13 protein-coding genes are annotated in these 14,281 nt (G+C 34.6%); 5 read left to right on the top strand and 8 right to left on the bottom strand.

Going from position 1 to position 14,281, the window contains the following annotated elements; all coding sequences use genetic code 11:
* Positions 1-81 precede the first annotated feature (81 nt).
* Both ACSVH2_RS03280 and ACSVH2_RS03275 read left to right on the top strand, forming a co-directional pair.
* Entirely contained in the window at positions 82-1,929 is a 1,848-nt protein-coding gene (locus tag ACSVH2_RS03280) for a DUF4139 domain-containing protein (RefSeq protein ID WP_438091732.1), read from the top strand.
* Between the two features lie 88 nt (positions 1,930-2,017).
* On the top strand, positions 2,018-3,424 hold the full coding sequence (locus ACSVH2_RS03275; protein WP_438091731.1) for a PQQ-dependent sugar dehydrogenase: 1,407 nt from the start codon (positions 2,018-2,020) through the stop codon (positions 3,422-3,424).
* 1 nt (position 3,425) lies between these two features.
* Here the strand turns inward: ACSVH2_RS03275 and ACSVH2_RS03270 are convergent, their stop codons facing one another.
* The 3 genes from ACSVH2_RS03270 to ACSVH2_RS03260 form a co-directional block, all read right to left on the bottom strand.
* The gene (locus tag ACSVH2_RS03270) at positions 3,426-4,466 is read right to left on the bottom strand and encodes an aldo/keto reductase (protein ID WP_438091730.1); all 1,041 of its coding nucleotides are present in this window, start codon (positions 4,464-4,466) and stop codon (positions 3,426-3,428) included.
* A gap of 164 nt (positions 4,467-4,630) precedes the next feature.
* On the bottom strand, positions 4,631-5,596 hold the full coding sequence (locus ACSVH2_RS03265; RefSeq protein WP_438091729.1) for an OmpA family protein: 966 nt from the start codon (positions 5,594-5,596) through the stop codon (positions 4,631-4,633).
* 50 nt (positions 5,597-5,646) lie between these two features.
* On the bottom strand, positions 5,647-6,408 hold the full coding sequence (locus ACSVH2_RS03260; RefSeq protein WP_438091728.1) for an exodeoxyribonuclease III: 762 nt from the start codon (positions 6,406-6,408) through the stop codon (positions 5,647-5,649).
* 209 nt (positions 6,409-6,617) lie between these two features.
* Here ACSVH2_RS03260 and ACSVH2_RS03255 point away from each other — a divergent pair, with 209 nt between their 5' ends.
* On the top strand, positions 6,618-8,435 hold the full coding sequence (locus tag ACSVH2_RS03255; RefSeq protein ID WP_438091727.1) for a GNAT family N-acyltransferase: 1,818 nt from the start codon (positions 6,618-6,620) through the stop codon (positions 8,433-8,435).
* Positions 8,436-8,452: 17 nt separating this feature from the next.
* Here the strand turns inward: ACSVH2_RS03255 and ACSVH2_RS03250 are convergent, their stop codons facing one another.
* From ACSVH2_RS03250 to ACSVH2_RS03230, 5 genes are all read right to left on the bottom strand, one after another.
* Positions 8,453-9,265, bottom strand: coding sequence for a M48 family metallopeptidase (locus ACSVH2_RS03250; RefSeq protein WP_438091726.1), 813 nt, complete (start codon positions 9,263-9,265; stop codon positions 8,453-8,455).
* 2 nt (positions 9,266-9,267) lie between these two features.
* Positions 9,268-9,699, bottom strand: coding sequence for a DUF4870 domain-containing protein (locus tag ACSVH2_RS03245; RefSeq protein ID WP_438091725.1), 432 nt, complete (start codon positions 9,697-9,699; stop codon positions 9,268-9,270).
* Positions 9,696-10,100, bottom strand: a complete 405-nt coding sequence (locus ACSVH2_RS03240; protein WP_438091724.1) for a DUF2752 domain-containing protein — start codon at positions 10,098-10,100, stop codon at positions 9,696-9,698. Before ACSVH2_RS03240 ends, ACSVH2_RS03245 begins: the two co-directional genes overlap by 4 nt.
* 2 nt (positions 10,101-10,102) lie before the next feature.
* A complete protein-coding gene (locus ACSVH2_RS03235; RefSeq protein WP_438091723.1) occupies positions 10,103-10,444 on the bottom strand; it encodes a TM2 domain-containing protein in 342 nt (113 codons plus the stop codon).
* Positions 10,445-10,597: 153 nt separating this feature from the next.
* Positions 10,598-11,551 (bottom strand): 2-hydroxyacid dehydrogenase, encoded by a 954-nt coding sequence (locus tag ACSVH2_RS03230; RefSeq protein ID WP_438091722.1) that lies wholly within the window; start codon positions 11,549-11,551, stop codon positions 10,598-10,600.
* Between the two features lie 180 nt (positions 11,552-11,731).
* Between ACSVH2_RS03230 and ACSVH2_RS03225 the strand changes: the two genes are divergently transcribed.
* A complete protein-coding gene (locus ACSVH2_RS03225; RefSeq protein WP_438091721.1) occupies positions 11,732-12,208 on the top strand; it encodes a c-type cytochrome in 477 nt (158 codons plus the stop codon).
* Between the two features lie 57 nt (positions 12,209-12,265).
* Complete coding sequence (gene nosZ / locus ACSVH2_RS03220; RefSeq protein ID WP_438091720.1) at positions 12,266-14,245, top strand: Sec-dependent nitrous-oxide reductase; 1,980 nt, start codon at positions 12,266-12,268, stop codon at positions 14,243-14,245.
* Positions 14,246-14,281: the final 36 nt, after the last annotated feature.

Below are 14,281 nucleotides of genomic sequence, written 5' to 3'. Positions count from 1 at the left end.
ATCTTTGTTAAAAATAATTAAACAGTTGATTTTTCTGTCATTTATATCTTATTTTAGTATTCCATAAAACCCATTTGAATTATGACAAAGTATTTATCCTTCTTACTGTTGGTTTCTGTAGTTTCTTTTGCTCAAAAACCCATTTTTACAACCGCTAAAGTAAAAGCAGCAACCGTTTATTTCAATGCTGCCGAAATTTCACAAAACACTGCTGTCAATCTTCCTGTGGGAACGAGTGAAATTGTGATAAAAAACGTAGCGGATTATTTGAATGAAAGCACGGTTCAAATTGGCGCGCCCAATTCGGTAACGGTTTTGTCGGTTCAATTTACTCAAAACTATATTTCGGAATATGAAATTGATGAAACCAATCCGGCAATAAAAAAAGTGAGAGACAGCATTACTTTAGTTCAAAAAGAAATTAAGAAAGTTCAAATAGACAGTTATTCTAGTCAGCAAACCATTGCCCTTTTGGATGCCAATCAAAATGTGAGCGGTGCTAATACAGGTTTGAACGTAGCGGAACTCATGAAGTTGGTCGATTTTTACAAAACCAAACGAACAGAATTGGACAATGCGGTGGTGACATTGGCAGAAAAAGAAACTAAACTCAAGGAAAGACTAAAAGCACTCAACGATAAACTCGAAATCAATACCCAAAAAGAAGAAAAAAGTTCCAAAGGAAAATTGATAATTCAAGTCATGAATGAAATAGCCGGATTGGTTAATTTAGATATTAACTACATCACCAATAATGCGAGTTGGTCACCATTTTATGATTTGCGTGCTGATAACATTACATCGCCCATCAACATGATGTACAAAGCACAAGTTACGCAATGGACAGGCATTGATTGGAAAAAAGTAAAACTAACGCTTTCATCGGGTAATCCTAATCAAAATAATCAATCGCCAGAGTTGAGTTCGTGGTTTTTAAAATATGAAGATCTCAACTATTACAGAGGAAATGTGTATAATAAATATGAAGACGGTGATAAACAATCAAATGAAATTCAGTCTTTACAAGGACAAGTTGCTGGTGTAAATATTACCGGCGCAAATGGACAACCTGGTTCAAAAGATAACGTTGTTATTAGAGGCTCGAGTTCTTTAAATGGAAACAGCGATCCATTATATGTAATTGATGGAGTACCATCAAATGCAGAAACATTCAGAAAAATTCCATCTAATGCCATAAAAAAAATAGATATTCTTAGAGATAAATCGGCAGCGGCTATATATGGAAGTCGAGGTTCTAATGGCGTTATGGTGATAACAACTAAACAAGGTATGAGTGATTATACAGAAGTGAGTGAAAACCAACTCAACGTTTCGTTTGATATTGATATTCCGTATGATATTTTATCGAATAGCAAACCACATAGTGTAGCTTTGAAAGAAATCAAATTGCCAGCAACCTATAAATATTATGCTGCACCAAGAGCGGAGAAAGAAGCCTTTTTATTAGCAGAAATTGAAGATTATTCAAAATATAATTTGTTGCCCGGCGAAGCCAATATTATTTTTGAAGGTTTGTACGTGGGAAAAACAGTTATCAATCCTAATCAAACTTCCGACACACTAAATCTGAGCATGGGAAGAGATAAAAAAATCTCCATTAAGCGTGAAAAAGTAGCAGACAAATCAGGAACACGTTTTTTATCGTCCAAAAAAGAGCAAACATTTACCTATGATATCACGGTGAGAAACAATAAAAAAGAAGGGATAACGATGATGTTGAAAGATCAATATCCGTTGAGTACTGACAAAGAAATTGAAATTGAAATTTTAGAAATTTCCAATGCCAAAGAAAACAAAGAAACTGGTGTACTCACTTGGGAACAAAAACTAGCTCCAAATGAGACTAAGAAAGTCAGAATAAGCTATAGGGTTAGATATCCTAAAGATAAAATTATTGGTAATTTATAAATACGAAACGCAATTTTCACCGATTGCGTTTTTTTTATAACCTATTGATTGTAATGATATTATTTTTAACTTTACAAAAAAACATGCTATGAAAAAAATACTACTCTTCTCTTTTTGTTTATTGTCACTACTGAGTTTTGGACAATCTATCAATTTACAAAGTTTTGCCACAGGATTTTCTTCTCCAGTAGAAATGGCTCAACCAGCAAATGACCCGCGTATTTTTGTGGTTCAAAAAGGAGGTTTGATACGAATTGTAAATGCTAATGGAACTATTAATGCTACACCATTTTTAACTGTTACCGGAATTAGTACTGGAAGTGAGCAAGGTTTATTGGGTTTGGCTTTTCATCCTAATTATGCCACTAATGGTTTGTTCTTTATAAATTATACTAACACGGCTGGAAATACCGTTATTGCAAAATATAGTGTAAGTGCCAATCCTGATATTGCTAACGCTACAGGAACAATTTTGATGACCATCAATCAACCCCAAGCAAACCATAATGGAGGAACTATAAAATTTGGTCCTGATGGTTTTTTGTACATAGGAATGGGTGATGGTGGTGGTGCAGGCGACACTAGTAATTATGCTCAAAATTTGAGTTTAACAAATGGTAACCTAGTGGGAAATCCTTCTCGTATTTACTTAGGCAAAATGCTTCGTATTGATGTTAATACTACAGTTGGTGCTTTAAATTATGGTTATCCTTCTACTAATCCATACGTTAGTGAAGCTGGAAAAGAAGAAATTTGGGCCATTGGTTTACGAAATCCTTGGAAATTTTCATTTAACCGATTGAACGGCGATATGTGGATTGCCGATGTAGGTCAAAACGCCATTGAAGAAATTAATAAAATTGCAAATCCATTGCCAAATACGGGTTTAAATTTTGGATGGCGTTGTTATGAAGGCAATACTGATTTCAACACTTCTGGAACTTGTCCAGTGTATTCAGCTACTGTTGCACCATTAGCGCAATATACTCATGCATCTAACAGATGTTCAATTACTGGTGGTTATTTTTACACGGGAACAACCTATCCTAATTTGCAAAACAAATATGTTTTCGCCGATTATTGCACAGGCGAAATAGGTTACATAAACGATTCTAATCAAATTGTTTGGTCGTTTGATTCTCCTGGCACCATTGCAACTTTTGGTGAAGGTTCAAATGGTGAACTTTATGCTTTTGTTGGTAATGCATTATTTAAAGTTATAGATACTTCATTAAATGCATTGTCGTTTGAAGAAAAAACTATCTCTATTTATCCAAATCCAGCTAACAACGAACTTTACATTAAAAATGAAAACAATGTAGGGTTGAAATTTATAACTATTGCTGACTTAACAGGTAAAATTGTTTTAAATCAAAACATACAAAGAATGAGCTCGAATGCGATAAACATTTCAAATTTAGCCAAAGGAATGTATTTAGTTACTTTGGAAACACAAAATGGTTTGACTGCAACATCAAAAATAATCAAACAGTAATTTACGGCGCAGGATTTGGAATCAGTTCCTGAATTTTATTGATTTGAGCAATAATTTCGGGTGATAATGTCACGTCAAAAGCAGCAATATTTTCGCTTAGTTGTTCCAAAGAAGTAGCACCAATAATGGTGGACGTGACAAAATCTTGTTGGTTTACAAACGCTAAAGCCATTTGGGTTAACGTCAATCCATTGTCTTGCGCTAATTGATAATAAAGTTGAGTCGCTTTCAAGCAATTCTCACTTGAATATCTGGTAAACTGTGGAAATAAACCCAGCCTAGAGTTAGGAAGTATGCCATTCAAATGCTTGCCTGTCAAAAAACTAAATGCTAAAGGAGAATAGGCCATCAAACCAATATTTTCGCGCATACATATTTCAGATAAACCCACTTCAAACAAGCGGTTTAATAAGGAATAGGGATTTTGTATGGTTGCAATTCTAGGCAAATTGTGTTTTTCGCTTTCGCTAATGAATTTCATTACACCATACGGGTTTTCATTGGAAACTCCGATGTGTTTGATTTTTCCCTCTTTAATTAAGCCATCATAAACCGTTAGCACTTCAAAGAAATTTTCTTGCCATTGGGTATCGATTTTTGAAACGCCACGTTGCCCAAACATATTCATCACGCGTTCTGGCCAATGCATTTGATATAAATCGATACAATCGATTTGCAGATTTTTTAAACTCAATTCCACGGCTTCGTGTATGCTTTTCTTTGAAAAATCCAATGGTTTTCTAATGTAATCCATCCCACGATTTGGTCCCGCAATTTTGGTAGCAACTATGATTTTATCTCTCTGATTCTTCCCAATTTTATTGATCCATGTACCCATAAATCGTTCTGTATCTCCAAATATTTGAGCATTTCCACCAATGGGATACATCTCTGCAGTATCGAGAAAATTTATGCCATGTTCAAAGGCGTAATCCAACTGATCATGTGCTTCGGCTTCAGAGTTTTGATTTCCAAAAGTCATAGTGCCTAAGCAAATCGTGCTAACTTTCAAATCAGTGTTGGGAAGAGTAGTATAGTTCATGGTGTATGTAAAATTTTTTTGCGAAGCAAAAGTAAAATAATGTGAGAGTTTATGTTTGTCGATTAACACATTTTTTGGAAACGTTTTAAAAAAAGGTTCTAAGAAAATCTCAGAACCTTTTTTAAGAAATAGTATGATTTTGTCATTTCGACAAATAGCAAAAATTAAAACTCATTCAACATCTTGGAAATTTCATCCAATTTTGGTGTTAAAATAATTTCAATTCTACGGTTTTTAGCTTTTCCTTCAGGAGTATCATTGCTCATGATTGGGGCAAATTCTCCACGACCAGCAGCAGTTAAATTTTGTTTTCTAATACCACCATTTTCACCTAAAATAGTCACAATTGCAGTGGCTCTTTTGGTTGACAAATCCCAGTTATTTTCAATTCCTCCACCAATATTTCCTAATATTTTGTCATTATCGGTATGTCCTTCAATTAACACGGTAATGTCTGGATTTTGTGCTAAAACTTTGCCCACTTCCACTACGGCTTTTCTTCCTTCACTGCCTACAGCCCAACTTCCCGTTTGAAACAACAATTTATTTTCCATAGAAACATAAACCTTTCCGTTTTTTTGTTCTACAGTCAATCCTTTGCCTTCAAAAGCATTCAACGCTTTGGACAACGTATCTTTCAGTTTTTTCATGGCAGCATCTTTTGCCGCAATCATACTTTCCAACTCATTCAAGCGTTTGGTGTTTGATTCCAATTCGCTTTTTAATTTATTCAATCGGTCTTGCTCAGCGGCCAATGCTTTTTCTTTTGCACCAAGTTGTGCAAGCAGTTCTCGATTTTTATTCATGTTAGACTCAAGTGCGTCATTGCTGTTTTTTTCTAAAGCAGCATAAGAATCTTTTAACGTTTTTAGGTTATTTGCCGTTGCGGTACAATCGGCTTGCAGTTTATCTCTATCGGCTTTGAGCTTATCCAATTCAGCTTTAAGTGATTTGTTTTCTTCGTTAAACTGACTATTTGCCTTTCGAAGCTCATCATTTTCATCAGCCAATAAACGATTCTCTTTTTTCAAATCGGTGTACTTGTTCTCCAAATCGGTGTATATTTTTTTGGACACACAAGAAGTCATCAAACTCAACAGGAAAATTCCTAAAACTATTCTTTTTATCATTTTTTTTAATTTATATTCAACACTAAATCAATCACTTTTATTATTTACTTTCAACTAATTTCTACCAAAACAGGACAATGGTCAGAATGTTTGGCTTCGGGTAAAATCACGGCTCTAGTCAATCTGTTTTTCAATGGTTCACTGGCAAGACAATAATCAATACGCCAACCTTTATTATTCGCTCTGGCATTGGCTCTGTAACTCCACCAACTGTAATTATCGGGTGATTGATTAAAAAATCGGAACGTGTCAATGAAACCACTTTTCATAAATTTATCCAACCAAGCGCGCTCTTCGGGTAAAAATCCCGAAACAGTTTTATTGCGAATTGGGTCATGAATATCAATAGCTTCGTGACATATATTGTAATCTCCACAAATAATCAAGTTTGGAATTGTTACCTTTAATTCGTTAATATAATTTTGGAAGTCATCCATATATTTGAACTTGTAATCCAAACGATCAATGTTGGTTCCCGAAGGCAAGTACAAACTCATGACCGAGAAATCATCAAAATCAACACGAAGATTTCTACCTTCAAAATCCATGTGGTCAATTCCAGTTCCAAAAACGACATTATTCGGTTTTACTTTGCACAAAATAGCAACACCACTATATCCTTTTTTCTGGGCAGGAAACCAATAATGATAAGGATATCCCGAAAGTTCCACATCAAGTAACGGAATTTGATCTTCGGTTGCTTTTATCTCTTGTAAACAAATTATATCGGGATTGGCTTGTTGCAACCACTCCAAAAATCCTTTGGAAATAGCTGCTCGAATACCATTAACATTATAAGAAATAATTCTCATCAAGTTTTACTTTTATTTTTAACTTCTTTAATTCGGACAAAAGCCTTCGGGTCAAAAATAGCTAAAAACAAATTTATATTTATTATTTGAGATTAACGATTTTTGATTGTAGCTATTTATTTCCTTCATAAATCAAAAATCGTTAATCTTCAATCTTCAATTCACTAGAATTACTATCTTTGTTTCTTACTCAAAAATGAAAGATATACATGGGTTTAGTCACTGCTAAAGAAGTTGCAAAAGCTATAAACACTGATAAATATGGTGTTTTCGGAACTTTTTGTGGCTGGTTACTAATGAAAGCTTTAAAGATTTCGACCTTAAACAAAATTTATGACCGAAATAAGCATTTGAGCGAAATTGAATTCTTAAACGCTATTTTAGATGAGTTTCAAATAAAATTTGAAATTCCGGAAGAGGATTTTAAACGATTACCGAAAGACGGTGCTTATATCACTATTTCCAATCATCCATTGGGTGGCATTGACGGAATTTTATTGTTGAAATTAATGCTCGAAAGAGAACCTAATTTCAAGATTATTGCCAATTTCCTCTTGCATCGCATCGAACCGATGAAACCCTACATCATGCCAGTGAATCCTTTTGAAAACCATAAAGATGCCAAATCTAGCGTGATAGGAATTAAGGAAACGTTACGCCATTTGAGCGATGGAAAACCACTGGGAATGTTTCCTGCTGGTGAAGTTTCGACTTATAAAGACGATAAATTAGTTGTGGATAAAGCATGGGAAGAAGGCGCAATCAAAGTGATTCGGAAAGCACAAGTACCAGTTGTTCCAATTTATTTTCATGCTAAAAACAGTCGCTTTTTTTACTTTTTATCCAAAATTAATCCAACATTGCGAACCGCAAAATTACCGTCCGAATTGTTAACTCAAAAAGACCGCGTAATTAAAGTGAGAATAGGGAAACCAATTTCGGTAGCCGAACAAAATGAACATAAAACCATTGAAGAATACTCCGAATTTTTACGTCGCAAAACGTATATGCTGGCCAATTCTTTCAATGAAGAATCCAAATTATTAAGTTCACAAAACTTAAATTTGAACTTAAATCTTAAACCCTCAAAAAATCCTAAACAGATTGTAAAGCCTGCCAATCAAGATAAAATATTAGAAGAGATTGAGGTATTGAAAAAAGGAGATTATCGTTTGTTGCAAAGTAAAAACTATGTAGTGTTTTTGGCGCAGGCCGATGTTATTCCAAATATTCTCCATGAAATAGGTCGTTTGCGCGAAATCACTTTTAGAGCGGTTGGCGAAGGGACAAACGAGTCTATCGACCTTGATAAATTTGACAATTATTACCATCACATGTTTTTGTGGGACGATGAATCACAACAAATTGCTGGTGCTTATCGCATGGGTTTTGGTTCTGAAATATTCCCAAAATATGGCATCGAAGGTTTTTATCTTCAAGATTTATTCCGATTTGAACCAGAGTTGTACGACATGATGTCGAAATCTATTGAAATGGGAAGAGCCTTTATTGTTAGTGAATACCAACAAAAACCGATGCCGTTATTCCTGCTTTGGAAAGGAATTATGCATATTACTTTACGTTATCCTGAACACAAATATTTGATTGGTGGTGTGAGTATCAGCAATCAATTTACGGAATTCTCCAAATCGTTGATGATTGAATTTATGAAGTCGCATTATTATGATCCTTATGTGGCACAATACATTCATCCGAAGAAAGAATTTAAAGTAAAACTGAAAGACGCCGACAAAGATTTTGTATTCAATGAAACCGAAGCCGACTTGAATAAATTTGATAAAATTATTGATGAAGTAGAACCTGGAGCATTGCGTCTTCCGGTCTTAATCAAAAAATACATCAAACAAAATGCGCGCGTCGTAGCGTTCAATGTTGACCCATTGTTTAACAATGCCGTTGACGGATTGATGTACATTCGGATTTCGGATATTCCAGAAAGCACTATGAAACCTGTAATGGAAGAATTCCAAGCAGAATTAGAACGGAAAGAAAAGAATTATAAATAGTCATCAAAAAGGGCAACTCAATGAGTTGCCCTTTTTGATTCCTTCACTTGTTCCTGAAACGTTTTCCACTCATTTTCAGAAATACTTTCTTTGCTTTTTAACTTCTTTCCTTTGATATATTCCAAAATATACTTGGCGCGTTCTTCTGATTCTGGATGGTCAATTATCCAACTCATCCCATCCGGGATTTTGCTGTCTTGAGCCATTTGATACATGAAATCGGCCATGGGTTTTGGGTCAATATTGGCTTTTAGCAAATACTCCACACTAGTGATATCGGCTTCTTTTTCTAATGCTCTGTCATAGGCAGAAGACGTTAGCATTTTTAAAACTTCTTTTGCCATTTGGCCTCCTTTTCCACCAGAAGTTGCCGTTAACAAAACGGAATATCCGATTTCTTTAGATAGTTTTTTCATCACATGATTTTTCTCAATATGAGCTATCTCGTGACCTAAAACGCCTTGCAACGCTTCTTGTTTTTTACAGTCTGCTATCAATCCGGTATAAACCACCAAATGATTATTGGGCAAGGCAAAAGCATTGATTTCATCTTTTTGTATAATGTGAATTTTCAACGAGTCACGTTCAATATCATTGGCTTCACAAATGGGAAGTATTAATTTATCTAATGTTTTTACAATGCTATCGTTTGTAATAACGTCTTCGGTATTGGAAATCTCTTCCCAAATCAAATCGCCTAATTTACTTTCAACAAATTCGGTGCGTTCTTTTACCTTGAAAAAAGTCATAAAATCGAGTTGAGAAAACCCTAACCAAAGCAGGAAAAACCCAAGCACTACAATCAATCCTTGAAAAATTATTTTCTTCATCATCACGATCTACAAATTAAATTAGTAACATTTCCGAAAAATAAAAAATGGATATGCTTGCCTTTACGCGTTTGCACAGCAGCATAAATAGTGGAGAAAATCTCTAATAGATTAAAAATAATCACCGTAAAAATATAGGCAAAGTATTGATTGCTCACTTTTTCATCGGTAAAAATAATGGAAACTGTCCACCAAAAACTAGCACTGTTAATGCCTAAAAGTGCTAATTGCGAAAATAGCGCTTGGGTGCAATGCCATCGAACATAATAAGTACTTTTTCTATTGGCTAAATAGAAAAAGAAAGTCGCTAGCAAATTAATAATCGGTAATGGTAATCCAGCAATTAAGGCTACCAAAGACATCAAATAGCCATTAGATGCTTTTTCTCGTTCGTGTTCACTTGGTTTGTAGGCAAAGGTTGTGTCTTGTATCATAATTGTTTCTTTATATTCCAAATCCAGTTGAGTATGACCAATAGTAGTAAAAAAAATGCCAACCATTTGGTTCTGATAATTACTTCTGCTTTTTTGTAACTATTAAAAAAGGTGTCTTTTTTTAGTAGTAAATCTATCAAAATCCAAATAGGAAACAGTGTCATTATGATAGCAACAAGTATTCCAAAAGGATTAAGCGCTACTGATTCTGTAAATTTTCCTTCTAAAAGTAATGTTACTGCTCTAGTTGTACCACAAGATGGACAAGGAAATCCTGTCGCATTTTTGATAATACACACTCGAAACGTATCCTTTTCTGAATAGTGAATGGAGTAAAAAAGATAAATAAAACCAAAAAAACAAGCTATAAGCAGCATGGAATATAACTTGTTTTTTGACATTTTTAATATAAAGACGTTTGAAACATTTCCATGTTTTTCTCACGAGTAGCACCCATAATTAAAAACCAATCGATGATGGTCCAAATTCCTAATCCACCACAAGTCAATAATTTTCCAATGCCCATTCCAGTATCACCAATAAAAAATCGGTCGATCCCTAAAGTTCCTCCACCAACAATAGAAATAATCAAAGCGGTTGTTGGGTCTTTTAGTTGTAACGTTTGAACCATTCCCCATTTGGTTTCATCCAAACTCATTAATTTATCTCTAACGGCATTCAAATGATAACTTTCAAAAAATTTGGCGTTCATCATCATAAACATATCGACTTTTTGTGCATCCATAATTGGTTTTGTTTTTTGGTTATGTATTATTTATTCGACTAAAATATAAAAAATTATAGGAAAGCACTATGTTTAGGTTCCCAAAATTCAATTATATTTCCATAGGTCTTTCAATCGCCTATAATTGTTACACTATATTTACTTAAAAAAATATTAGCTATAAAGTTTTATAATTTTATCCACTATTACTTGTGCTAATTTTTGATGACTTTCATAAGTCCAACCAGCAATGTGTGGTGTGAGTATAACATTTTCGGCTTGAAGTAAATACTCAAATGCTTTTGGCTTTTCTGCGTCAATAAAAAGATTTTCAAAAGATAATTTTTCATACTCCAATACGTCCAATCCAGCACCTAAAATTTTTCCGGATTCAAGAGCGGCAACCAAATCATCGGTAACCACATTTTTGCCTCGGGAAGTATTGATAAACCAAAATGGTTTGACAAAAGCATTTATAAACTCTGCATTTACTAATTTATCTGTAGTTGGTGTCCACGGAATATGCAGACTCAACACATCTGCTTTGGAGTGTAATTCCGAAAGTGAAACTTGCGTGGCATTCTCATCGCCTACATTATCTAGAATATCATAACACAAAACGTGGACATCAAATCCTTTTAGTTTTTTAGCAAATGATTTTCCCATATTGCCATAACCAATAATTCCAACAGTTTTTCCTTCCAATTCATAACCACGATTTCCTTCTCTTATCCATTTGCCTTCTCTCACTAATCTATCAGCACGATTTAGTTTATTCATTACTGATAATAACATTCCCAAAGCATGTTCGCCCACAGCATTTCTGTTACCTTCTGGCGCAGCAATAAGATGGATGTTTTTGGATTGCGCATACTCACAATCAATACTTTCCAATCCGGCACCAACACGGGCAATGAATTTTAGATTTACTGCTTTATCAATAAATGCTTTATCAATTTTAAAACGACTGCGAATAACTATGCCATGATAATTATGGATTTTGGCTTCTATTTCGGCTTTGGAAGAAGTATAATCAGCTTCGATGTGAAAACCAGCTTGTTCCAATTGTTCCCACAACAAAGTATGATTACTATCGATGTGAAGTATTTTGGTGTTTTGAGAGCGCATAGTTTATTGTTAAAAAAGTAAAGATAGTATTAGAAAAGTTAATAAAAAAAATAAGCATTAAAAATGGTCTAAATGATATGGTTAACAAAATACTTTTTTCTAAAAAATGTGATTTCAATCATAAAATTAACTGTTAATTAATAGTGAAATTTGTACATGAAATTTAAAATCTATAATACTATGAACAAATCATTCTTACTAATGTTATCATTAGCAATGTTTATTGCCTGTGGTAAAAAAGAAAATTCAGATGCTGATTTTTCAAAACCAACAACAGATGAAGCTACAACACAAACTGACGCGTCTTCTTATGACCCAAAACGAGGTGAAGGAAAATTTGACAAAGTTGATCTTGGCGCTACATTAGATCAAACCATGGCAACAGAAGGTCAAAAAGTTGCAGAAGTAAAATGTACTTCTTGCCACAAACCAACTGAAGAAAAACTAGTTGGCCCAGGATGGAAAGGCGTAACAGAAAGAAGAACTCCGCAATGGATTATGAATTTTGCAACAAACCCTGATCCAATGATTGACAAAGATCCTGAGGTTCAAGCACAATTAGAAATCTGTTTAGTACGTATGCCAAACCAAGGATTGAAAGACGAAGAAGCAAGAAGTGTTCTTGAATATATGAGAAAAATTGACGGAGTAAAATAAAAACAACGTACTATTTTATTGAGTGAAAGCAATAGGATGGTTTTTAATTGAAAAAAAATGAAAAATAAATTTGTAAAAGTACTTTTTGCTGTCGTTTTAGGAAGTGCTCTGTTTACTTCTTGTAAACCAAAAAATTCGGGTGATGCTGTGAGTGGCGATGCTGCTCAAAAAGCGTATGTAGCACCAGGAAAATATGATGAATTCTACAACTTCGTTTCTGGAGGTTTTAGCGGTCAAGTTTCTGCCTACGGTTTGCCTAGTGGAAGATTATTGAGAGTCATTCCTGTATTCTCTGTTGACCCTCAAAGTGGTTACGGATACAGCGAAGAAACAAAACCTATGTTAAATACTTCTCAAGGGTTTGTGCCTTGGGACGATCAACACCATACCGAATTATCACAAACCAATGGAGAAGTTGATGGTCGTTGGCTTTTTGCTAATGCTAACAACACGCCTAGAATTGCACGTTTAGATTTAAAAACGTTCAGAACTGCGGAAATCATTGAGTTACCAAACAGTGCCGGGAATCACTCTTCGCCGTTTATTACTGAAAACACAGAGTATGTTGTAGCAGGAACTCGTTTCAGCGTTCCGCCAGATAATGTAAACGGTGACGTTCCTATCAATACCTATAAACAAAACTTTAAAGGTTATTTAAGTTTTGTTAAAGTAGCCAAAGAAGGAGAAATGGATATTGCATTTCAAATTGAAGCACCAGGAGTTAACTTTGACTTAAGTCATGCTGGAAAAGGAAAATCACACGGTTGGTTCTTCTTTTCTTGTTACAATACAGAACAAGCCAACACTTTGCTTGAAGTAAATGCTTCGCAAAAAGATAAAGATTTTATCATGGCGGTAAACTGGAAAAAAGCGGAAGAATATATCAAAGCTGGTAAAGGTAAAAAAGTAGCAACTCGCTATGCACACAATACTTGGGATGAAAAAACGCAAACTGCAAAATCTGAAATCAAAACAGAAGTTTTAGTATTAAGCGCAAAAGAATTAAAAGATATTTGCTATATGATTCCTTGTCCAAAATCACCTCACGGTTGTGATGTTGACCCAACAGGTGAATACATTGTAGGTTCTGGAAAGCTAGCCGCTTTAATTCCTGTATTTAGTTTTGATAAAATGCAAAATGCTATCAAAAACAAACAATTTGAAGGCGAATACGATGGTATTCCAGTAATTAAATATGAAGCTGCATTGCACGGAGAAGTTCAAAAACCAGGATTAGGACCATTACACACTGAATTTGACGGTAAAGGAAACGCCTACACTACATTCTTTGTATCATCAGAAGTGGTGAAATGGGATATCAAATCATTGAAAGTTTTAGATAGAGTTGCTACTTATTATTCTGTTGGTCACTTATGTATTCCTGGCGGAGATTCTAAAAAACCATTTGGTAAATACCTAATTGCATATAACAAAATTACCAAAGACAGATACTTACCTACAGGTCCAGAATTAGCGCAATCAGCTCAAATTTTTGACATTAGTGGCGATAAGATGAAATTAATTTTGGATTTCCCAACCATTGGAGAACCTCACTATGCACAAGCGGCACCTGCTGATTTAATTAGAAACAATGGACAGTTGAAATTCTATAAACTAGAAGAAAATAATCATCCCTTTGCTACCAAAGGAGAAAAAGAAGCCAAAGTAGTTAGAAACGGTAAACGTATAGATGTTTACATGACGTCTATTCGTTCTCACTTTTCACCAGATAACATTGAAGGGGTTAAGCTGGGTGATGAGGTTTATTTCCACGTGACTAACTTGGAACAAGATTGGGATGTACCTCACGGATTTGCCATAAAAGGAGCTGACAATGCCGAGCTATTAATCATGCCAGGAGAAACAGCTACTTTAAAATGGACACCTAAAAAAACTGGAATTTTCCCAATGTATTGCACCGATTTTTGTAGTGCGCTACACCAAGAAATGCAAGGATATGTTAGAGTTTCTCCAGCAAATAGTAATACTCCAATAAGTTTTAGTCTCGGTACTAACTTACCAGCGGCAACCAAATAAAATTTTAATCAAAGGGGAACAGATTTTATTTGTTCC

Origin of the sequence: Flavobacterium sp. RSB2_4_14 (assembly GCF_051547085.1) — a bacterium.
Classification (GTDB): Bacteria; Bacteroidota; Bacteroidia; order Flavobacteriales; family Flavobacteriaceae; genus Flavobacterium.
Note: the sequence above shows the minus strand (reverse complement) of the source record. Positions and strands in the feature narration are given on the sequence as shown.